Annotated in this window: 19 protein-coding genes; 13 read left to right on the plus strand and 6 right to left on the minus strand. The window is 67.4% G+C overall.

Going from position 1 to position 20,833, the window contains the following annotated elements:
- Window positions 1-133 precede the first annotated feature (133 nt).
- Both JJJ14_RS03385 and JJJ14_RS03390 read left to right on the plus strand, forming a co-directional pair.
- Entirely contained in the window at window positions 134-1,312 is a 1,179-nt protein-coding gene (locus JJJ14_RS03385; RefSeq protein ID WP_201444686.1) for a zinc-binding dehydrogenase, read from the plus strand.
- Between the two features lie 331 nt (window positions 1,313-1,643).
- The gene (locus JJJ14_RS03390; RefSeq protein WP_201444687.1) at window positions 1,644-2,042 is read left to right on the plus strand and encodes a nuclear transport factor 2 family protein; all 399 of its coding nucleotides are present in this window, start codon (window positions 1,644-1,646) and stop codon (window positions 2,040-2,042) included.
- 249 nt (window positions 2,043-2,291) lie between these two features.
- Here JJJ14_RS03390 and JJJ14_RS03395 read toward each other — a convergent pair whose 3' ends face one another.
- Window positions 2,292-2,561, minus strand: a complete 270-nt coding sequence (locus JJJ14_RS03395) for a hypothetical protein (protein WP_075374865.1) — start codon at window positions 2,559-2,561, stop codon at window positions 2,292-2,294.
- A 450-nt stretch (window positions 2,562-3,011) separates the two neighbouring features.
- Between JJJ14_RS03395 and guaA the strand changes: the two genes are divergently transcribed.
- Complete coding sequence (gene guaA / locus JJJ14_RS03400) at window positions 3,012-4,598, plus strand: glutamine-hydrolyzing GMP synthase (protein ID WP_201444688.1); 1,587 nt, start codon at window positions 3,012-3,014, stop codon at window positions 4,596-4,598.
- Window positions 4,599-5,245: 647 nt separating this feature from the next.
- The gene (locus JJJ14_RS03405) at window positions 5,246-6,184 is read left to right on the plus strand and encodes a DUF4352 domain-containing protein (protein ID WP_236592899.1); all 939 of its coding nucleotides are present in this window, start codon (window positions 5,246-5,248) and stop codon (window positions 6,182-6,184) included.
- A 99-nt stretch (window positions 6,185-6,283) separates the two neighbouring features.
- Here the strand turns inward: JJJ14_RS03405 and JJJ14_RS03410 are convergent, their stop codons facing one another.
- Genes JJJ14_RS03410 through JJJ14_RS03420 form a run of 3 tightly spaced genes read right to left on the minus strand, consistent with a single transcriptional unit; the run spans window position 6,284 to window position 9,582 of the window.
- On the minus strand, window positions 6,284-7,468 hold the full coding sequence (locus JJJ14_RS03410) for an ABC transporter permease (RefSeq protein ID WP_236592900.1): 1,185 nt from the start codon (window positions 7,466-7,468) through the stop codon (window positions 6,284-6,286).
- On the minus strand, window positions 7,455-8,597 hold the full coding sequence (locus JJJ14_RS03415) for an ABC transporter permease (protein WP_201444689.1): 1,143 nt from the start codon (window positions 8,595-8,597) through the stop codon (window positions 7,455-7,457). Before JJJ14_RS03415 ends, JJJ14_RS03410 begins: the two co-directional genes overlap by 14 nt.
- A 1-nt stretch (window position 8,598) precedes the next feature.
- Window positions 8,599-9,582, minus strand: coding sequence for an ABC transporter ATP-binding protein (locus JJJ14_RS03420; protein ID WP_201444690.1), 984 nt, complete (start codon window positions 9,580-9,582; stop codon window positions 8,599-8,601).
- A gap of 194 nt (window positions 9,583-9,776) precedes the next feature.
- Here JJJ14_RS03420 and JJJ14_RS03425 point away from each other — a divergent pair, with 194 nt between their 5' ends.
- From JJJ14_RS03425 to JJJ14_RS03435, 3 genes are all read left to right on the plus strand, one after another.
- Window positions 9,777-10,913, plus strand: coding sequence for a sensor histidine kinase (locus JJJ14_RS03425; protein ID WP_201444691.1), 1,137 nt, complete (start codon window positions 9,777-9,779; stop codon window positions 10,911-10,913).
- Window positions 10,910-11,590, plus strand: coding sequence for a response regulator transcription factor (locus JJJ14_RS03430; RefSeq protein WP_060956599.1), 681 nt, complete (start codon window positions 10,910-10,912; stop codon window positions 11,588-11,590). Before JJJ14_RS03425 ends, JJJ14_RS03430 begins: the two co-directional genes overlap by 4 nt.
- A gap of 217 nt (window positions 11,591-11,807) precedes the next feature.
- Window positions 11,808-13,070 carry an ATP-binding protein gene (locus tag JJJ14_RS03435; protein ID WP_101559429.1) on the plus strand — a complete coding sequence of 421 codons (1,263 nt, stop codon included), beginning with the start codon at window positions 11,808-11,810 and terminating at the stop codon, window positions 13,068-13,070.
- A 76-nt stretch (window positions 13,071-13,146) separates the two neighbouring features.
- Here JJJ14_RS03435 and JJJ14_RS03440 read toward each other — a convergent pair whose 3' ends face one another.
- Window positions 13,147-14,151, minus strand: coding sequence for an alpha/beta hydrolase (locus tag JJJ14_RS03440; RefSeq protein ID WP_201444692.1), 1,005 nt, complete (start codon window positions 14,149-14,151; stop codon window positions 13,147-13,149).
- A gap of 176 nt (window positions 14,152-14,327) precedes the next feature.
- On the opposite strand from JJJ14_RS03440, the gene JJJ14_RS03445 reads away from it, so the two are divergent.
- From JJJ14_RS03445 to JJJ14_RS03470, 6 genes are all read left to right on the plus strand, one after another.
- On the plus strand, window positions 14,328-16,841 hold the full coding sequence (locus tag JJJ14_RS03445) for a glycoside hydrolase family 3 protein (protein WP_201444693.1): 2,514 nt from the start codon (window positions 14,328-14,330) through the stop codon (window positions 16,839-16,841).
- A gap of 47 nt (window positions 16,842-16,888) precedes the next feature.
- A complete protein-coding gene (locus JJJ14_RS03450; protein WP_075374854.1) occupies window positions 16,889-17,158 on the plus strand; it encodes a type II toxin-antitoxin system prevent-host-death family antitoxin in 270 nt (89 codons plus the stop codon).
- Window positions 17,148-17,465 (plus strand): type II toxin-antitoxin system RelE/ParE family toxin, encoded by a 318-nt coding sequence (locus tag JJJ14_RS03455; RefSeq protein WP_201444694.1) that lies wholly within the window; start codon window positions 17,148-17,150, stop codon window positions 17,463-17,465. Before JJJ14_RS03450 ends, JJJ14_RS03455 begins: the two co-directional genes overlap by 11 nt.
- Window positions 17,466-17,561: 96 nt before the next feature.
- Window positions 17,562-18,341: a carboxymuconolactone decarboxylase family protein gene (locus JJJ14_RS03460; protein WP_201444695.1), complete on the plus strand. Its 780-nt coding sequence runs from the start codon at window positions 17,562-17,564 to the stop codon at window positions 18,339-18,341.
- Between the two features lie 88 nt (window positions 18,342-18,429).
- Complete coding sequence (locus tag JJJ14_RS03465; RefSeq protein ID WP_236592901.1) at window positions 18,430-19,221, plus strand: alpha/beta hydrolase family protein; 792 nt, start codon at window positions 18,430-18,432, stop codon at window positions 19,219-19,221.
- 89 nt (window positions 19,222-19,310) lie between these two features.
- Window positions 19,311-20,120, plus strand: coding sequence for a class I SAM-dependent methyltransferase (locus JJJ14_RS03470; protein ID WP_201444697.1), 810 nt, complete (start codon window positions 19,311-19,313; stop codon window positions 20,118-20,120).
- Window positions 20,121-20,450: 330 nt separating this feature from the next.
- Here JJJ14_RS03470 and JJJ14_RS03475 read toward each other — a convergent pair whose 3' ends face one another.
- Window positions 20,451-20,828 (minus strand): type II toxin-antitoxin system death-on-curing family toxin, encoded by a 378-nt coding sequence (locus JJJ14_RS03475; RefSeq protein ID WP_201445063.1) that lies wholly within the window; start codon window positions 20,826-20,828, stop codon window positions 20,451-20,453.
- Between the last annotated feature and the right edge of the window lie 5 nt (window positions 20,829-20,833).

Genomic DNA, 20,833 nt, shown 5'->3' on the forward strand with positions numbered 1-20,833 from the left:
TGAGGACCGCGCCCTGAGCATCCGACTTCGGACCTATGATTTGTCAGGACAAATGTCGTATGGTGGAGGTGTGGCCGCAAGGAGCCACTCGGCGGCCCGACGTCGTCGACACCTGACAGAGAGGCACCTGAGCATGACGAGCAACGAGGCAGTCCAGGCCTCAGAGACAACCGTGTCCATCCCCGAGACCATTCCTGAAACCATGAAGGCCGCGGTCCTGCGGGACCACGAGGTCGGCCTGCAGATTGAGACCCTGCGCACGCCCCGACCCAAGAGCGGCGAGGTCCTCATCAAGGTGGCCGCCTGCGGGCTGTGCCACTCCGACCTCCACGTCATCGGTGGCGCCATCGCCTTCCCGCTGCCGGCGGTGCTCGGCCACGAGGTCTCCGGCACCATCGTGGAGCTCGGCCCCGGCAACGAGCACACCGGCCTGACGATCGGGCAGAAGGTGGCCGGCGGCTTCCTCATGCCTTGCGGTCAGTGTGACGCCTGCGCCTCGGGGCGTGACGAGCTGTGCGGCCCCTTCTTCGACCTCAACCGCCTCAAGGGCGTCCTCTACGACGGCACCACCCGCCTGGCGACCCCCGACGGAGAGCCGGTGGCCATGTACTCCATGGGCGGCCTGGCCGAGTACGCGGTCGTTCCCTCCACCGCGGTGGCCCCCGTGCCGGACACCATCGACATGGTGCCGGCGGCCATCCTGGGGTGCGCGGCTATGACCGGTTATGGGGCCGTGCGCCGCGGCGCCGACCTGCGCTACGGGGAGACCGTCGCCGTGGTCGCCACCGGCGGCGTGGGCACCAACATCGTCCAGATCGCCCGGGCCTTCGGCGCCAACCAGGTCATCGCCATCGACGTTGATGACGAGAAGCTGGCCCCCATGCTCGACTACGGGGCCACGGCCGTGGTCAACTCCGTCACCCAGGACGCCCGTGAGGAGGTCTTCCGGCTTACCGGCGGCAAGGGTGTTGACGTCTCCTTCGAGGCTCTGGGCATCCCCGCCACTTGGACCACCGCCCTGGATGTCCTGTCCGATGGTGGCCGCATGGTGCCGATCGGTCTGGGGGCCGGCGTGCAGACCGCCGGGGTGGAGATCAACCGCACCGTGCGCCGCTCGCAGTCGATCCTCGGCTCCTACGGGGCGCGCACCCGCCAGGACCTGCCGGCCGTTGTCGACCTGGCCGACAAGGGCGTCATCAACTACCGCGATGTCGTCTCGCGCCGCCTGCCGCTGGAGGAGGCCGGTGCCGGCTACACCGCGCTGCGCAACCGCGAGATTCAGGGGCGCGCCGTTGTCGACATGTCGCTGTGATCCCAGGCGGTCAGCCCCGGTTTTCCGGGGCTGACCGCCTGCTCTCATCCTCGCGCCTCCTGCTCGGGGCCTCGGTCTGGGTGGGAGGCGCGATGCCTGATCCGAAACCGAGGAAGAGGGTGCTTGGTGTCCACATCGGAGACAAAGGAGCCGGCGGCTCGATCAGGCCGCTGATGAAACCGCGGAATCATGCGGTTTCTTATTGGTGCTGTGAGCCTGGATTCCGCCTTTGTCTCCGATGTGGACATCTCGGGTGTCGCGGCGGTGCAACGTCGACCGCGGAGGGGCTCCGACTTACCATCGTGACCGTTGTTAAGAGGAGGAGTCCCGTATGTCCACTGAGCTGGAGCGCACCCTGGAGCGCAACAAGGAGAACGTGAAGGCCTTCTACGATCTGATGTTCAATCAGTGTCGGCCGAGGGAGGCGCTGGAGCGCTACGCCGGCGAGGAGTACCGGCAGCACAACACTCACGTGGCCGACGGCAAGGAGGCCTTCATCGAGTACTTCGAGCGGATGGCTCGCGACTACCCTGGCAAGAGCGTGGAGTTCGTGCGCGCCTTCGCCGAGGGGGACTACGTCATCCTGCACTGCCACCAGCGGTGGCCGGGGTCGAATGACTACGCGAGCATCGACATCTTCCGCCTCGATGAGCGCGGCCGAATCGTCGAGCACTGGGACGTGCTCCAGGTGATCCCGGAGACCTCCGCCAACGACAACGGCATGTTCTGAATCCTGCGTGAGTGCCGGTGCATTGGTTCGGCGCCGCTCTGCTTTCCGCTCCTGATGTTGGCGCGGGCATGAGAAAAGGGGCGCCGCGTGTGCGGTGCCCCTCGGGTTGCCATGTCTGCGCGGGCTTCCTTGGCCGCGCAGCCTCGTTGTTTCTGCGCCCTTGCCGGGCTGGGTCCGGGGCCTGCGTTGCTTGTGATGCGTGGTCCGGATCCGGTGGAGCTCCAGCGAGCTCGTTGGAGTCGTCTACGCTCAGCGGGCCTCGAGGAGGTTGACGCCGGTGTAGATGCCCACGCCCATGGTGATCGCGGCCAAGACGGAGGAGGCGAACATGAGGGTCGGGATGCCGGTGACGGCGCCGACAACAGCCATGACCATGACGGCGAACATGACGGCGATCATGGCGACGGCGAAGGTGAGGCGGTTGGCGTCGGTCTGCGTGCCGGTGGTCGCCTGGGTGGCGGTGGCGGCAGCGGTGGTCTCGACGGTCTGGGTGGGGCGCTCGGTGATGGTGGCGGTCATGTGAGTGTTCCTCTCGGTGTGTGTCGAGCAGGTCCGCCTGACCATGAGTCGTGCGTCCCTGCACGACTGTGTGCAGCCCGTGGGCCGGACGGAGGTTTCTCCGTCACGTAGAACTCTAGGAACGCTCCATCCGATTGTCTAGACAAAGGATCGTGACGTGTGTTGCGTCGGTGGTTCGTGGATCACAGGACGTCGTAGGGAGATGGGGTGATCGCTCTTGGAGGGGCGTGCCCGATTGTGGCGTCATTGAGGGGAATCATGGTCTCAGAGGAACATTGAGGGGACCGGCGTCTCGGTGGTTTTGATACGGAGACGTGACCTGTGTGGCAGGAGTACGACGTCAACCACTGGTCTAGTCATCCTGTGATGGCGGGCAACGCCGAGAGATGGCGTCATCGCCGGACGGCAGGGCGGAAGGCGGCCGGTTGCCGCCCCGGCTATTCTGTTCCGGTGACGACCAGCCAGACTTCTTCCAGCGCCGTCGGCCCTGTCCTCGTGGTGGACTTCGGCGCCCAGTACGCCCAGCTCATCGCCCGCCGCGTGCGCGAGGCCGGTGTCTACTCCGAGATCGTGCCCCACTCCATGGATGCCGCCGCCATGCTGGACAAGCAGCCGTCGGCCATCATCCTCTCCGGTGGCCCCTCCTCGGTCTACGCCGACGGCGCCCCCTCCGTTGATCCGGCCATCTTCGACGCCGGAGTGCCGGTCCTGGGCATCTGCTACGGATTCCAGGCCATGGCCCAGGCCCTGGGCGGAACGGTCGGGCGCACCGGCACCCGCGAGTACGGGCACACCCCCGCCCGCGTGGCTGAGGGCTCCTGCCTGTTCGACGGCACCCCGGACGACCAGGTGGTGTGGATGAGTCACGGCGACGCGGTCCAAGCCGCCCCTGAGGGCTTCACGGTCACCGCCTCCACCTCCCAGACCCCGGTGGCCGCCTTCGAGAACCCGGGCCGCCGCCTCTACGGGCTGCAGTGGCACCCCGAGGTCCTCCACTCCGAGCACGGGCAGGCCGCCCTGGTCAACTTCCTGCACAAGGAGGCGGGGCTGCCGGCCACCTGGACGCCGGACAACATCATTGACGAGCAGGTGGCCCGCATCCGCGAGCAGGTGGGCGACGCCCACGTCATCTGCGGCCTGAGCGGGGGAGTGGACTCCTCCGTGGCCGCCGCCCTCGTCCACCGCGCCATCGGCGACCAACTCACCTGCATCTTCGTCGACCACGGCCTGCTGCGCGCCGGCGAGCGCGAGCAGGTCGAGCACGACTACGCCGAGGGCATGGGCATCCGCGTCATCACGGTTGACGAGACCGAGCGCTTCCTGAGCGCCCTGGCCGGCGTCACCGAGCCGGAGGCCAAGCGCAAGATCATCGGCCGGGAGTTCATCCGCTCCTTCGAGGCCGCCCAGCGCCGGGTCATCGAGGCCGTGGGTGCCGAGGGCGGAGAGATCCGCTTCCTGGTCCAGGGGACTCTGTATCCCGACGTCGTCGAGTCCGGCGGGGGAGAGGGCGCCGCCAACATCAAGAGCCACCACAACGTGGGCGGCCTGCCCGAGGACCTCGACTTCGAGCTCATCGAGCCGCTGCGCGAGCTGTTTAAGGACGAGGTACGTGCCATCGGCCGCGAGCTGGGTGTGCCGGAGAAGATCGTCGCCCGCCAGCCCTTCCCCGGGCCGGGGCTGGGCATTCGTGTCATCGGCGAGGTGACGGCCGAGAACCTGCGTGTGTTGAGGGCTGCCGACGCCATCGCCCGCGAGGAGCTCACCGCCGCCGGGCTCGACGACGAGATCTGGCAGTGCCCGGTGGTGCTGCTGGCCGACGTGCGCTCCGTAGGGGTGCAGGGCGACGGACGCACCTACGGCCACCCCATTGTTCTGCGGCCGGTCAGCAGCGAGGACGCCATGACCGCGGACTGGACCCGCCTGCCCTACGACGTCCTGGCACGCATCTCCAACCGGATCACCAACTCCGTGCCGGAGGTCAACCGAGTGGTGCTCGACTGCACGAGCAAGCCCCCTGGCACCATCGAGTGGGAGTGACGGGCGAGTCGCAACGATAGCCCGCCGCCTGCTAGGCCCCGCCGGTGCAACGCGCCGGCGGGGCCTAGCTGTGCTTGTGGTGAGCGTGATCCGGCGTGCCTGCCTGTGTCGGGGCGGGATCGGGGTCGGCTGCCAGGTGGGGTAGTGGGGGCCTGACTACCGAGGACTGCGATTCTCGCCGAGGACGTACGTATCCTCCAGATTACTGGGGTTCCCCCGTAGTGGTTTGGAGGAGAAGTCAGTCCTCGTGCAGGAAGTACGTTCCCGATCCGGTGAGGTATGGACTTGGGGTGGCAATTGCGTGAGCTACGGGAATGTTGGACGCTTTTCTGAGTGTCAGCTGGAGTCTTGAAAAATCGTCGGCAGATCGATAGTGGTTCTCGAGTCCTGTGCGTCAATGGACTTTGAATCTGGGGTGAATGATTGTTGACGCCTACTCCATTTTGCGGGTCGCCATATTTCTTTGGTTGGGCCGTTGAGGTGCGGTGGTCGATGTGCGCAAATGTATGTCCTGGCGAGTAGTGGTCATGTCACTGGTAGTTGCGATGACATTAAGTTTCATTCGGAAGGTTAGTGTTCATTTTGGGATGTAATAGTTCTGAATACTTCGCTTCTGGGTGTGCTGTCTGGGTGGTGTGCTGGCTACGATGAGCGGTGCAGCGGATGTCGCTGCATTCGTTTGTCCCGTTTCGGCCTATCGCCGAATATCAGGAGCCACAATGTCGTACCCTCCTCAGTCCGTCCCTCCCCAGCAGTACCCGCCTCAAGATCAGGTTCCTGTGCCCATTCAGCAAGCGCCTGCGCCAGTAAAGAAGGGGCGCAACACCGTGGGCATCGTTGCTCTGGTGATGGCGATCATCGGGTTCATCTTCGCCTGCGTCCCTGGCGCGCTCATCGTCGGCTGGATTCTGCTGCCAATCTCCTTCATCGTCGGTTTGGTGGGTCTCTTCCGGAAGGGGGAGGTGATCTGGCCTGCAATCACCGCGGTGATCGTCTCGGTTGTCGGAACTGTCGTCGGTGTCTTCGTCTTCCTTGTGGTTGTGAGCAACGCTGTCGATGAGGCGATGTCCTCCACGAGTGCCGTCTCTGCGGCACCGGCTCCCGATGGGGCGTCGTCGAACTCAGGAGGATCGAGTGCTGCGGACTCCGCGCAGGGAAAGACTCGGGAGAACCCCTACCCGCTCCGTACCGAGATCTCCAGCAAGGAATGGAAAGTGGTCATCAACTCGGTCACTTTCAAGGCTGACGATCAGGTCGCCGCGGCCAACCAGTTCAACGACCCTCCCGCTGAAGGGAAGGAATACGTTCTCATCAACTACACCGCCACCTACATCGGCAACGACCCAAGCGGAGACACACCTGCTTTTGTGCTGGTCGACTTCGTGACGGCGGATGGTGTCACCGTCGATGGGGCCGACTCCCTCGCCGTCGCCCCGGATGCCATCGATACTCTGACCACGCTGTACAACGGGGCCAGCGTCTCAGGCAACGTTGTGCGCGCGGTGCCGTCGGCCAACGCCCAGGACGGGGTTCTTGCGGTGACCCCCGGTCTTCTCGCCGATAAGGTCTTCGTCGCGGTGAAGTGACGACCGCGGCGTCGACCGTAGGGCCAGACTTTTGGGGCCGGTCACCAGGTGGTGGCCGGCCCCAAGGTCGTGTTGGCGGGTGCTCCGCGCGCCAGTGCCCTACAGGGCCGACCGGGCCCGGGCGCGCCCCACGGCCACGGCGACGGAGAAGACCGCGACGGCGAACAGGGCGCAGATGCCGCAGTCCACGAGCAGGGGCCCGATGACGGCGGCGGACATGGAGGTCGCCTCGTACGCCCCGGAGATCGCTCGGTCCGCCCAGTAGCCGGGCGTGAGCCTCGCCGCCCGGGCGAGCGAGTCGGGCAACCCCTCGATGGGCACCCACGCCCCACCCAGGAAGGACAGGGCCATGCCGCCGATGTTGGCGACCGCGTTGGCCGCGTGCTGTCCCAGACCTATCTGCCCCATGAGGAATCCGATCGAGACCGCCACGAGCGTGTAGCTGCCCACAGCCGCAGCGACCACCCCCAGCAGCGGGGTCGACGTCGCCACGCTGCCCAGGCCGAAGGTCGCCACTCCCAGCCCGAAGACCCACAGCCACCCGGCGAGCCCCACCACGAGGCACGCGCCCAGCAGCCCGAGGCTGCGGGAAGTGCCGCTGACCGGGGTGGCCTCGAGGCGTGCGCGCACCGCCCGGCGCCCCAGCGCCGCCATCAGCGTGGAGATCGTGACGACCGCGAAGGCCATGAGCGGGTAGAAGGAGAACCTGGCGTAGGTGACGAAGCTGTGGGACAGAGGCGTGGCGTCCGGGGTGATCCGTTTCGCGGGGGCGGAGTGGTTCATCGTCTCCTTGGCAAGTGCCACGGCCCGGGCCGGGTCGTCCGTGGTGGTCGACAGGTAGTCGCTGACCTGCCCCACGTAGGAGTCGGTGCGCACATTCATGAGCGCGCCGGACGCCGACTCATACCCGATGACCGTGTCCATGCGGGGCGGCTCGGTGCCCTCGCGAGCTGCCTGCTGCAGCCTCTGCCCGTAACCGGCGGGAATGATGAGGATGTAGCTGATGCGGTTCTGCGCGGTGGCGTCCTGGAGGGCCTGCCTGGAGTCCTCAAGCGGCTGAGCCTCACCGACGGACTCGACATAGCCCTTGACCCCGCGGGAGATCGTGGAGCCGTCGCGGTCGATGACGGCCACACTCGCCGTGGCGACCGTGACCTCATCTGAGCTGTCCTCGGACTTGGCCATCCCGGTGAACAGACCGAACAGGCTCAGCACCACCAGGTAGATGAGGATGTACAGCCGGTGAGCGGCCACAACTCTCACACATGTCTTAAAGGTGCTCATGGGTCATCCTCCTGGCGCGGATCAGGGCGATGGTCAGGAACAGGCACGTCATGCCCAGCAGGACTGCGCAGCTGCGGGCGAAGGGCGCCAGAGAGTCGTAGTACAGGAGCCCGTAGAAGCAGCGGGCCGTCTGCCACAGGGGATTGGCCTGCGCCAGCAGCGGTGCGTGCTGCTCGATGGAGCGGGCCAGGGACTGGGATGCGGGCCCGTACAGGCCGGTGAACAAGGACAGCAGAGAAGTGAAGCCGGAGATCATCCCGATCTCCAGGCGGGCCAGCGTCCCCAGGGCGGCGCCCACCGCGCTCGCCATGAGGCTGCACACCCCGATCGCCACGAGGCACAGCAGCACATGGGGCCCGAAGTCCACACCCACGACCGAGGCCATGAAGGCGAAAGCGACGAGCAGGCAGACGAACACGCACACCCAGGAGGCCGCGAGCGTGGCCGTCAGGACCTTCCAGCGGGGCAGACCCGCCAAGGTCTGCCGGGCGCCCACCGGCGAGACAGCCATAGTCCCCTTCACAGCCGCCATGGCCACGGTCGTTCCCATGCCGCAGGCGAAGGCCAGCAGCGCGAAGTAGTAGTGGGTCTCCGGCTTGACCGGGGAGGGCGTCACCGAGATCGAGTGGGTGAAGGCCTGATCGGTCTCCAGCGCGGCCAGCTTCTCAGGAGCCGCCCCCGCCTTGGCCAGGGCCACGTACTCGGCCCGCCTCTGGAGGTAGGAGTCCATGACCACTCGCAGCACCCGAGTCGTCTCGGCCTCGTTGCCCTGCTGAGTCACGTGCAGCACAGGATCGCTGTCCTCGACGGCGAGATACCCGTTGGTCTCTCCCCGCTTCGCGGCGGTCTCGGCCTGCGCGACCGAGGAGTGGATGACCTTCGTGATGAGGTGATGATCGGCGTCGTCGGAGGAGATGCGCTCCACGACGGCGTCCAGCCCCGGAGCGGTCCGGTAGGCCTCGTCCTGGACGACGCCGAAGCTCATGGGGGTGGCCTCGTAGACCTTGTCCAGGTTGGAGAACATCGCCATGAAGATGAGGGACAGGACGACGGGGAAGCCGAGCGTCCACACGAGCAGGACCCGGTCTCGCAAGAGCCTGAGTACTTGGTACAGGAAGACGGTCAACATCTCAGGCCGCCTCGTCTCGCAGGGCCCGCCCGGTGATCTCCAGGAAGACATCGTTGAGGGTCGGGGGCTCGGAGGTCACCCGGCCGCAGGTCGCCCCCGCGGCATCCAGCGCCCTCATGACATCGGTGAGATTGTGGGCCCCGGGGGAGCACTCGATGAGCACCTCACCGTCCAGGTAGGCGGCCGTGCGCACATGCTCCAGGCGGCGCAGGCCCTCCAGGGCCTCCTCGCCCAGCGGGGCGGGGTCGATGACCTCCACCCGGATGCGCTCACCGGTGCCGATCATGGCCTTGAGCTCGTCGGAGGTGCCGGAGGCCACCTGCCGGCCGCGGTCCATGATGACGATCCGGTCGCACAGCTGCTCCACCTCCTCCATGTAGTGGCTCGTGTAGATGACGGTGGCACCGCGCTCGTTGAGACGCTTGATGCCCTCGAGAATGGCGCCCCGGCTCTGCGGGTCGACGGCGACTGTGGGCTCATCGAGGAAGATGAGGTCGGGGCCGTGGGCGATGCCGCAGGCGATGTTGAGGCGTCGCAGCAGGCCGCCGGAGAGCTTCTTGGGCTTGAACCTCACGAACTTCTCCAGACCGACGAAGGCGATCGCCTCGGCCACCAGGCGGCGCCTTTCGGCACGGTCACGCACGTAGAGGGCGCAGAAGGCGTTGACGTTCTCCGCCACCGTGAGCTCATCGAAGACGGCGACATCCTGAGGCACCACGCCGATGCGGCGCTTGAGGCCGTAAGAGGTGGGCGTCATCGGTTCACCGAAGACGCGGATCGAGCCCTTGTCGTAGGTGAGCAGCTGAAGGATGCAGCTGATCGTCGTCGTCTTGCCCGAGCCGTTGGGGCCGAGCAGCCCCAGCACCTGACCGCGCGGGATCGTCAGAGACAGTCCGTCCACCGCGACCAGCTCCCCATAGCGCTTGACCAGGGAGTCGACCTCCACCGCCAGGCCCGCCTCGTGGTTCTCATCCTCGCCGTCCATCTCGGCTCCTTCCTTTGTTCCGCCGGTGGTCCCCGGCTCATGGCATCCATGGTCCCGGGGCGCGGTGGCGCTCAGAAGTGCCTGGTGTCATGACTGCGGCCGGGCCCCCATGACTTCTGTCATGAGATGCCGGAACGAGTCCCCTAACGGCATGCCGGGCCCGCGAGCGCCGGCCACCGACCGATAATCGAGGGGTGAAGGTTCTGGCCGACAAGGGCGCACTGCTGTGCGGATGCCTCCTGCTGGCCCTGATCGTGGGACAAGCGGGGACGGCCACCGTGATCTGGCTGATCGCGGCCGTGACCATCGCCGGCCTGAGCATGAGCGCCGACCAGCGACAGCGGGGGATCGCCGCGCCGGCCGCCTACCTCCTGGTGGGAGCCCTCTCGGCGGACTCCGTGGCCGGGGCGCCGCTGGTCGTCTACGCCCTGGCCCGTCTCGGTGCGCTCACGACCCGGCGTGCGCGAATGACGGCGGTAGCCGCCTGCGTCCCCTTCGTGGCCGCCGTTGCCTCCCGGGTTCGGGACATGCCCGTGCTGGCCCTCGCTCTGGCGGTCTGCGCTCTCGCGGCCCTCCTCGCGCTGCGCACCGTCCAGGAGGAGGCGGCGCGAAGGAGCCTGCACGTGGTGCGCGACGACCTGCGCGAGAAGGTCCTTACCCTGCAGGACACGAACGCCCGGCTGCTCCAAGCCCAGGACTACGAGCTGCGCGCCGCCGCCCTGGCCGAACGCACCCGCATCGCCCGCGAGATCCACGACGGCGTCGGCCACCTCCTCACCCGCCTCCTGCTGCAGGTCAAGGCCCTCCAGGTCGTCCACCGCGAGGAGCCCGGCGTCGTCGCCGACCTCACTACCCTGGACGGTGGCCTGGATGAGGCCCTCGACTCCATGCGCCGCTCCGTCCACGCCCTGTCCGACGACGGTGAGGAGCTGGCCACCTCCCTCAACTTGCTGGGCTCGCGCTGCGGCATCGAGTCGGTACGTGTGGACTGCTCCACCGAGGCCGAGCCGCCGGCAGCGGTGGCGCGCTGCGTCGTCGCCGTGGTGCGCGAGGCCCTGACCAACGCCGCCCGCCACGGTGGGGCCCGCTCGGCCCGCGTGGCCGTCACCGACTACCCTGCGTTCTGGCAGGTGACCGTTGACAATGACGGCATCGTCCCCGCCGAGGGGGAGCCGGCCGCCGCTGGCCGCGGCGGCTCGGGCCTGGGCCTGCGCTCCATGACGGAGCGGGTCGAGGCCCTGGGTGGCCGGGTGCGCATCACCCCGCGGCCACGGTTCACGGTCTTCGTCACGATCCCCAAGGACAGACAAGGGAAAGAAGGAACATCATGAGGGTCCTCATCGTCGACGACGACGCGCTCGTCGCCCAGTCCCTGTCCACGATCCTGTCGGTCGAGGATGACGTCGAGGTCGTCGGTCTGGGCTGCTCGGGACCCGAGGCCACCGAGCGCTACCGGGAGCTGACCCCCGACATCCTCCTCATGGACATCCAGATGCCCGGCGGGGACGGGCTCAGTGCGGCCGAGCGGATTCTGGCCGAGGACGCCGGGGCGCGCATCGTCTTCCTCACCACCTTCTCCGACGACGAGTACATCGTGCGAGCCCTCAAGATGGGGGCGCGTGGCTACCTCATCAAGCAGGACGTTGCTCAGGTCGCCCCGGCGCTGCGCTCCGTCATGGCCGGGGTCTGCGTCCTGGAGGGAGAGGTGCTCGAGCGCAGCACCACCATGGGGCTCGGTGGGCCCGCCGGAGGGCGGGAGCAGGCCGAGGAGGGTCCGGGACCGACCGCCAAGGATCTGCGGAGCACGGCTTTCGCGGCCCTGACCGACCGCGAGTACGAGGTCGTCGAGGCCGTGGCCGAGGGCCTGGACAACGCCGAGGCCGCGGCGCGGCTGTTCATGAGTGAGGGCACGGTGCGCAACCACATCAGCGCGATCCTGGCCAAGCTCGGCCTGCGCAACCGCACCCAGGTCGCGGTCATGTACTACCGCTCCGCACAGACTGGGTGAGCCGGGCCAAGACGCGCGGTCTTGACCTGGATGAGTTCTTCACCGTCGATGACGTGTCTCCGGTGAGCGAGCCAGTTCGAGTTCACCTGGTCAGTAAACGCCACATGCCGGATCGAAACGACGCCACATGCCGGACTGGATGGGCGTCACATGGGGGATTAGAATGGCGCCAATATCCGGATCGAAGCCGGATCCTGCAAGAGAGGCTGAAGAACTGGTGGGTCAGAACGGCTATCTGCCGCGGGTTGTCGACCACGTCGTCCAGGACTCGCTCGGCTACTCGGGAGGCGTCCTCCTCGAGGGAGTGCGGGCCTCTGGCAAGACCATGACCGGCCGCCGGCACGCCTCCTCCGAGGTGGCCCTCGACTCAGGGCTGCCGCAGCTGCGCGCGGCCCTGGAGGTCGACCCGTCCCTGATTCTGGCCGGGGAGGCCCCGCGTCTTATTGACGAGTGGCAGATCGAGCCCTCCCTGTGGAATCTGGTGCGTCGAGAGATCGACTCACGTCAGCGTCCGGGTCAGTTCCTCCTGACCGGATCCTCCGTCCCGGTTGAGGATGCTGCCCGCCACTCAGGCGCACATCGGGTATCGCGAATCCGTATGCGTCCGATGACTCTGTTCGAGCGTGGTCTCGGCGATGGAAGCGTCTCACTTGCGGGACTGTTCGATGGTCAGGCTCCCGAACCTGTGCTGGTCTCGGGAACGAGCGTGGCCGAGGTCCTTGACGAGCTGGTCCACGGAGGGTGGCCCGGGGATCGTGATCTGACGACTTCTCAGGCACAACGTCATCTGCGGGACTATATCGATGACATCATCAGTATCGACATCGGCCGTCTCGATGGTGAGCCGCGCCGGGACCCCCTGAGGATGCGTGCCCTCATACGGTCTCTCGCCCGGCATATTTCGACGGAAGCCTCTTTCGCCACCATCGCGAAGGATGTCTCCGGACAATCGTTGTCTGCAGAGACGGCGATCGCTTACGTGAACGCCCTCAAGCGCCTGTTCGTCGTCGAGGAGCAGCCGGCCTGGGCTCCTCATTTGAGGTCTCGCTATGCGGTGCGGACGTCGTCGAAACTGCACTTCGTTGATCCCGCGCTGGCTGCGGCAGTGACCGCGACCTCGCCGGGGCGTTTGATGCAGGACCTGGAGACGGCCGGGTTCTGGTTCGAGTCGCTGGTCGTGCAGCACCTGAGGGTCTTCGCTGAGGTACTGGGCGGTCACATCTATCATTTCCGGGACAAGTCGGGCAGAGAAGCGGACGTCATTGTCGAGCTCGATGACGGGCGGTGGGCCGCCTTCGAGGTCAAGCTGGGACAGAGGCAGATTCCTGCGGCTCAGTCCTCGCTGGCGGCGTTCGTGGGAAATGTCGACACGACGCGGACACCTCTCCCACAGTTCAGGGCTGTTGTTACTGCGGACGGTCCCACGATGATGCTTCCCGATGGCGCTGTGACCTTCCCTCTCAAGGCTTTGAGTCCCTGATCGCCGCACTGTCATGTGACGACGATTGCCGCCGTACTTTTTACCGCCAGTGGCGGTAATAGGGGGCGTGGTTGGGCTAGGCGAGCTCCCCGGTGATGAGGCGGACGAGGTCGCGGCGCGCCCGGCGGCCCTCGGGAGTGGGGAACATCGGATAGGCGTGGTTGAGGTTCTCGCCGACGTGCAGCGTCGAGTCAACGCCCGCCTCCAGGAGCTTGGCATGGAAGAGCGCATTGTCCGGAAGGAAGATCTCCCGGGTCCCCACGAAGGTCGTCACCTTCTTCAGGCCCGACAGGTCACCGTAGATGGGTGAGAGGTGCCAATCGGTCAATGGGGTATCGCCTGCCCAGGAGCGACCGATCTCGGCGAGAGGCTCGGGAACCATGAGCGGGTCGGCGTCGACGTAGTCGGCGATATCCGGGTTGGTGTTGGTGATGTCGACCCAGGGCGAGATGAGAACGAGCTCGTCGGGCTGGGTGTCGCCGGCCTCGGCCAGGGAATGGGCGATGACCGCCGCCAGGCCCCCGCCTGCGCTGTCCCCCATGAGGATGATCCGCCTACCCGGGTTCTCCGCGACCGTGCGCCGATAGAGCTCCAGCACCAGCCGGTGCGCCTCGGACCAGGTGTGGTGAGGCGCCAGCGGGTAGAGCGGCATGACGACGTCGGCCCCCGTCCTACGGGCCAGATGATCGACCAGCCAGGCGTGCGCCGAGACCGCCGTGGAGATGTAGCCGCCGCCGTGCAGGTAGACGATGACCGCGCTCGACGGCGTCCGCTGGCGGACGTGATAGACGGGCATGCCGGAGTCCTCGCTCCGCTCCAGGTCGTAGAAGAAGCGACCCCAGGCCGGGAAGGTGACGGAGCGGGCAGGTTCGGGGCGGTCGGCCAGACGCGCGATCCGCTCGGTCATCGGAATGCGGGCCGCCAGTGTCTTGACCGGCCGGACGCCGTACTCCGCCAGGCTCGCCGCGGCCGAGCGGCCATATCGCTTGCGGGAGTAAAGGCTGAAGGCCCCCACCGTCAGGCCCACACTGGCCATGCCGACGGCGATCCTGCTCCCGTTGAGTCTCCTGGGTGCCTTCATGATTTCCTCCACTCCGCAGAGCCCCGAGTGCTCTCCGGCATCATCTCCGGATCCGGTGTCTGCTCCGTTATCGTAGGCATCAGAATGCCGCGATGATGGGGTGAATCCAGCTCGTTCACTCAGTGCGGAGGCCGGCACGTGGTGGAGCCGTCGGCATGACAACAGGAGACTGCGATATGGAAACCTACGAGATCGACCACCTCGCCGCCGTCCGCGCTCTCGCCCCCGAGTGCATGGTGCTGCTGCGCTCCAATGGCGCCTTCCCCTTGGCTGAGCCGGGCGAGATCGCCCTGTTCGGCTCCGGTGCGCGACACACCATCAAGGGCGGAACCGGCAGCGGAGACGTCAACTCCCGCCACGTCACCACCATCGAGGAGGGCCTGGAGGCGGGCGGCTTCACGATCGTCTCCCGGCCATGGCTGGAGGCCTACGACCGTATCCGTCTCCAGGCCCACCAGGACTTCATCGCCGCTATCAGGGCCGAGGCCGCCAAGCGCGGCGTCCCCGCCATCATGGTCGGCATGGGCTCGGTCATGCCCGAGCCGGAGTACACGATCCCCCTCGATATCCAGGCCGGCACCGACCCGCACGCAGCCGTCTACGTCCTGTCCCGAACCTCCGGGGAAGGCAGCGACCGCATCCCCGAGGCCGGAGACCTCAGACTCACCGACACCGAGATCCGCGACATTCTCGACCTCAACGGGCGCTTCGAGCGGTTCCTCCTCGTGCTCAACGTGGGCGGCGTCGTCGACCTCAGCCCGCTCGACGACGTTGCCAACATTCTCCTGCTCTCCCAACTCGGCGCGACCGTCGGCGACGCCTTCGCCGACGTCCTCCTGGGAAGGGCCTACCCCTCCGGAAAACTCGCCACCACCTGGGCCACCTGGGACGAGGGCGACCAGATCGGCGACTTCGGCGACCCGGACGACACTCACTACCGCGAGGGCGTCTACATCGGCTACCGCTTCTACGACTCGGTCGGCAAGGAGCCGCTCTTCCCCTTCGGATTCGGCCTGGGCTACACGACCTTCGACGTCCAGATCCGCCAGGTGAGCCTCGACGGCGCCCGCGTGAGCATCGACGTTGACGTCACCAACACCGGCGGCTACCCGGGCAAGGAGACCATCCAGGTCTACGCCAGTGTCCCGGCCGGACGCCTCGACCAGCCCCTCCAGGCGCTGGCCGGCTTCACGAAGACCGACGAGATCACCCCCGGCGCCACGGCACGGATCACCGTCGACGTCGATCTGACCGACCTGGCCTCCTACGACGAGGCCGCCCGTGCCACGGTCCTGGAGGCCAGGCGCTACCTGCTGCGGGCGGGAACCTCCAGCCGGCAGCTGAGTCCCGTCACCGTCGTCGAGCTCGCCCAGGACGCAACCGTGCGACACCTGACCGGTGACCTGGGGGAGCCCGGCTTCACCGACTGGAAGCCCGAGGCGCCGACGTCCCTCGACATTCCGGCCGGCCTGCCGGTGCTCACCGTCGACCCAACCGACCTGCGTCTGCCGGACCACGCCGAGCCCGACGAGCAGTCCGCGCTGGAGGGCTTCAGCGAGGCCCACACCCTGGCCCGGGGGCTCTCCGACAACGAGCTCATGTATACCGTCCTGGGGGACTACCGCCGCGGCGAGGAGTCCGGCTCCATCGTCGGGGCCGCCTCCACCACTGTCATCGGCGCGGCGGGCCAGACCACCTCCCGGATCCCCGGCCTGCCCAGCATCATCATGGCCGACGGGCCCGCCGGCCTGCGCCTGGCTCCCACCTACGGCGTCGACGCCGAGGGCCCCTTCTCACTGGGCGACTCCAGCCTGCCCGCCACCTTCCTCGAGCTCATGGACGACGCCGGACGTGAGGCCCTCGGCATCGCCGACGAGCCAGAACCCCGCGAACCCGCCGAGATCCGTGAGCAGTACGCCACCGCCATCCCCATCGGCACCGCGCTCGCCCAGTCCTGGAACCCTGCGCTGGCCGAGCAACTCGGCGACGTCGTCGGGGCCGAGATGGAGCGCTTCGGCATTCACCTCTGGCTCGCCCCCGCCTTCAACCTGCACCGCAGCGTCCTGTGCGGACGCAACTTCGAGTACCTCTCCGAGGACCCGCTGCTGGCCGGACGCATCGCCGCCGCCATCACCCACGGGGTCCAGTCCCACCCGGGGCGGGGCGTGACCATCAAACATCTGGCCTGCAACAACCAGGAGACCAATCGCCTCAACTCCAACAGTCGGGTCAGCCCCCGAGCCCTGCGCGACCTCTACCTGCGCGCCTTCGAGATCTGCGTGCGCCAGGCCCGCCCCGCCGCCGTCATGACTTCCTACAACCTCATCAACGGCGTCCACACCTCCGAGTCGGCCCAGCTGCTCGAGGTGATCCTGCGCCGGGAGTGGGGCTTCGACGGACTGGTCATGACCGACTGGGTCGTCGACGGCATGACCCGCAGCGACATGAAGCACCCGCGCGCCACCGCGGCCGCCACCATCAAGGCAGGTAACGAGCTCTTCATGCCCGGAGGCGAGACGGACCGGGAGGACCTCCTGGCGGCCCTGGAACGGGGGAGCGCAGGGCGTGGCACGGGAGACCGGAGCGCGGCGGAAGACGGAGGTGCGGCCCTGACGCGCGACGAGCTCGAGAAGCAGGCTGCCCGGGTCATCCGCGCGGCCTGGAGGATAGCCAAGATCTCGACATCCTGATGCTCGTGCTGTAGAATTAATCGAAGGATTCAGCAGCGGGGGGTGTGATGCCGACGATCAAGCCAGTATCAGATCTGAGGAGCTACACCGACGTTCTTAAGGATGTTGCGGAGGGCTCGCCTGTTTTCCTCACCAAGAATGGTCATGGGAGGTACGTCCTTCTCGATATGAAGGACTATGACCGCATTAAGGCGGGTCGTCGTCTCCTCCGAGAGGTCGAGGCGGGTCGGATTTCTGGTGAGGAGCAAGGGTGGGTTAGTGCTGCAGACGTGCGTGCGCACTTCGTCGCACGGCGGGATTCCGCTCATGAGTGCTGAGATCGTCTACTCCACTGATGCTCTCATTGATCTTGATGAGGCCTGGGATTTCACGGTTGAGACCTCAGGCGACCCGGACTTAGCGTTTCAACAGGTGGATGCCCTGCTTGAGGCGGTCGAAGGGGCTCGTAGCTTCCCGTTGGCCGGGAGCAGGTTGGATGTTGTTGTTGGCACGCCAACTGATAGTCGCTATGTTGTGGCTGGTCGTCTGCTGGCTGTTGACAGCATTGAAGAGCACTTCATTCGGGTGGATCGGATCTTCGATACTCGGCAGGACTGGGTCTCTGTGCTCGTCCGGCGTGGCTGAGATCCCGTGTTCTGGGAGGACTGCTGGGGCCTGTCGCTGGGGCATTGAACGTGACATGCTCAGCAGGAGCCACCTGCACATCGTAAGGAGCCCTCCATGGCGCTGACACCTCAAGCACGTGAGACCTTCACCAGGCTGTTCGGGGTGGAGCCCCAACCTCACCCCACGGACCCCGAGCTGTTCGACATCCTCCAGAACGGGATCTTCGACGAGGCCTTCTCCACAGGCGTCCTCACCGACGTCGAGCGCGAGCTGCTCACCATCACCGCCCTGACCGCCATGCAGACCCTCCCGCAGCTGCAGGCCCACGTGGGGGCCGCCCTCAACATCGGAGCCAGCCCGCTCCAGCTGCGCGAGACCATCTACCAGTGCGCCCCCTACATCGGTTTCCCCAAGACCCTCAACGCGATCGACATCGCCAACGGGGTCTTCGAGGCCAACGGCATCTCCCTGCCCCTGGAGAATGCCGGCACCGTGGATGCCACTGACCCCAGTGCTCGCGAGCAGGCCGGCGCCGCCATCCAGGCCCCGCTGTACGGCAACGAGGTCAAGGAGGTCTTCTCCGCCCTGCCTAAGCCCTTCGACGAGTTCGTGCCCCACCTGCTGACCTCCTCCGCCTTCGGCGACTTCGCCACCCGCGGCGGCCTCGACGTCGCCCAACGCGAGCTCATCAGCCTGGTGGCCATCGCCGCCATCGGCGCCACCACCCAGCTGCGCCCGCACGTTGCCGGGGCGATCCGGGCCGGTTCCTCCCGTCAGAAGGTGGCCGCCGCCCTGGTCCACGTCATGCCCTACATCGGAGGCCCCTACGCCCTGTCCGGCCTGGTCCTCGTGGCCCGCTACGACGAGAGTGCCTCCGCAGAGGCCTACCGCTGAGAGGCAGGTCCGCGCCCGGCCCGGCGGCCCGTCTACGATGGCCGCCGGGCCGGTTCTCGTTGCCGGCCCCGCACAGCAAGGAGAACACGTGACGACGACGCAGCCCTACCTCTCACGGCAGGTCACCCTCACCGTCCAGGGGCAGAGGCTCGGGGGACTGGCCTATGTCCCGCGCACGGCGTCGTCGGCCCCCGCGCCCCTGGTCATCTGCTGCCACGGCATGGAGGGCTCCCACACCCGCGTCGCCCCCATGGCCCGGCGCTTCGCCGGGGCCGGGGCCGTGGCCATCTGCTTCGACTTCCGCGGGGGCGGCGGCAGCGCCAGCCAGGGCGAGACCACCGCGATGTCGGCCCTCACCGAGCTGGCCGACCTCGAAGCCGTCCTCACTGCCGCCTGCGCCTGGCCGGAGGTCGACGCCTCCCGGGTCGCCCTGTTCGGGCTGAGCCTGGGCGGAGCGGTCGCAGCGCTCGCGGCCGCCCGCCACCCGCAGCGGATCACCGCCCTGGCCCTGTGGTACCCGGCCCTGCGGCTGGGGGAGAACCTGCGCGCCGCCTTCCACACTCCGGCGGCCGTTCCCGAGGAGTTCGACTGGGCGGGCACCCGCCTGGGGCGCGCCTACGCCGTCGACGGCTGGAACCTGGAGGTCGGGGCCGAGCTGGCCACCTACCGCCGTCCCGTCCTCATCGTTCACGGGGACCAGGACCGCGCCGTGCCCATCGAGGTCTCCCGGGCCGCCGTGAGCGCCACCCCCGACGCCGAGCTCGTCACCATCCCCGGCGCCGCCCACGGCTTCGGCGACGCCAACTGGGAGGAGGCCATGCGCCGTACCATCGGCTTCCTGGCCTGGAACGGGGTCCTCGAGGAGGACCGAGAGGAGTGAGCCGCGCGGCGAACAGCGGGAACGGGCGGCGCAGCCCGTTTATCTGACAGCGGTGGTTCCCGAGCCGCAGGCGTCGCAGAATTGACCGCATGAGCGCACACGGGACTGCGGACCTGACCAGTGTCAGCAAGACGATGCTGCTGACCCTCCACGCCAGGGCGGAGCACACGCTCTCCGAACGGCCGCGCTTCACAGACCCTGCCGCCGTTGAGCTCGTCTCCCGGCTCGACTACGACTTCACCATGGCCAGACAGGACCGGCTCATGGCCGACGGCGTCGTGCTGCGCACCCTCACGCTCGACCCGCTCGTGGCCGGGTACCTGGACACCCACCCCGGCTGCACGGTGGTCAACATCGCCTGCGGGCTCGACACCCGTTTCCAGCGCCTCGACGACGGGCGCGTCACCTGGTACGACCTCGACCTGCCCGACGTCATCGCGCTGCGACGTCGGCTGCTCGAGGACGGCGAGCGTCACCGCACCATTGCCGCCTCCGCCCTCGACCCCGACTGGCCCGACCAGCTGGAGGACATGAGCCGCGACGTGCTCGTCATCATCGAAGGACTGAGCATGTACCTCGAGCAGGAGGAGGTGCGCATGCTCCTGGACATCATCGCTGCGCGCCTGCCCGGTGCGACCGTCCTCATCGAGGTCATGCCCCGCCTGTTCCAGAAGTACGGCCGGGAGCGCTCAGTGGAGGATGCCGGTGCGCGCAACACCTACGGCTGCTCCAGCGCGGCCGAGTTTCGCCGCACGGTGGCCCCCGGCTACACGCTGCTCCACGACGTCCCCTTCACCCGCACCATCGCGCGCTACCATCCCCTGCTCTCGCCCCTGACGCGGCTGCCGCTGGTGGGCAGACTCTCCGAGCGCATCGTGGTGCTGCGGGCACCGGCCTGAGCGCTGGATGGACGCTGGTTCGGTGCTGGGTAGCGGCCTGGGGAAGGACCCGGCCTGGTGCCGGTCTGGCACTGCTCAGCACTGAACCGACACGAGGCCTGGGCGGCCGATCTCGACGGGGACATCCTGCGCGTGGGGGTGCATTCCCTCCCGGTCGGGGACAGCCTGCGCGTTGGGGGACAGGAATCCGGTCCCCGACGGCGTCGAATGCCCCCGGCCGCACGGAAACGTCCCCGGCCGCGTGGAATGTCCCCGATGGCGCCGGACGCCCGGGCCTGGAGGCGTGCGTCTCCAGGCCGAGAGGCCGACGCCGTGTCCCGCCGTGCTGCTCTATTCCGAGTCGCGGCCGTGCCATTGAGACAGGGCCTCAGTGATCTCCTTGAGTGAGAGCTTCCCAGTGGCGACGTCCATCGCTAGCCGGTAGGCGTCGTCGTCGGGGGCCTCGACCCAGTGGCCGTTGATGTCCAGGAAGACCAGCGTGGCCAACCACCCCAGGCGCTCGTTGCCATCCGCCAGTGGATGATTGCGGACCAGGGAATCGAGCAGCGCCGCCGCCTTCTCATCGATCGTGGCGTAAGCGTCGTGTCCCCAGAGCATGGTCGCAGGTCGGTGCAGCGCCGAGTCGAGCAGGCCGAGATCCCGGACCGGTCCCACAGCGAGGTCCTCAATGAGTGATAGTGCGTCCTCGAGCGTCAGGTACTCGACCATCTCTG

The sequence above is a fragment of the Actinomyces sp. HMT 175 genome (assembly GCF_016694895.1).
Lineage (GTDB): Bacteria > Actinomycetota > Actinomycetes > Actinomycetales > Actinomycetaceae > Actinomyces > Actinomyces oris.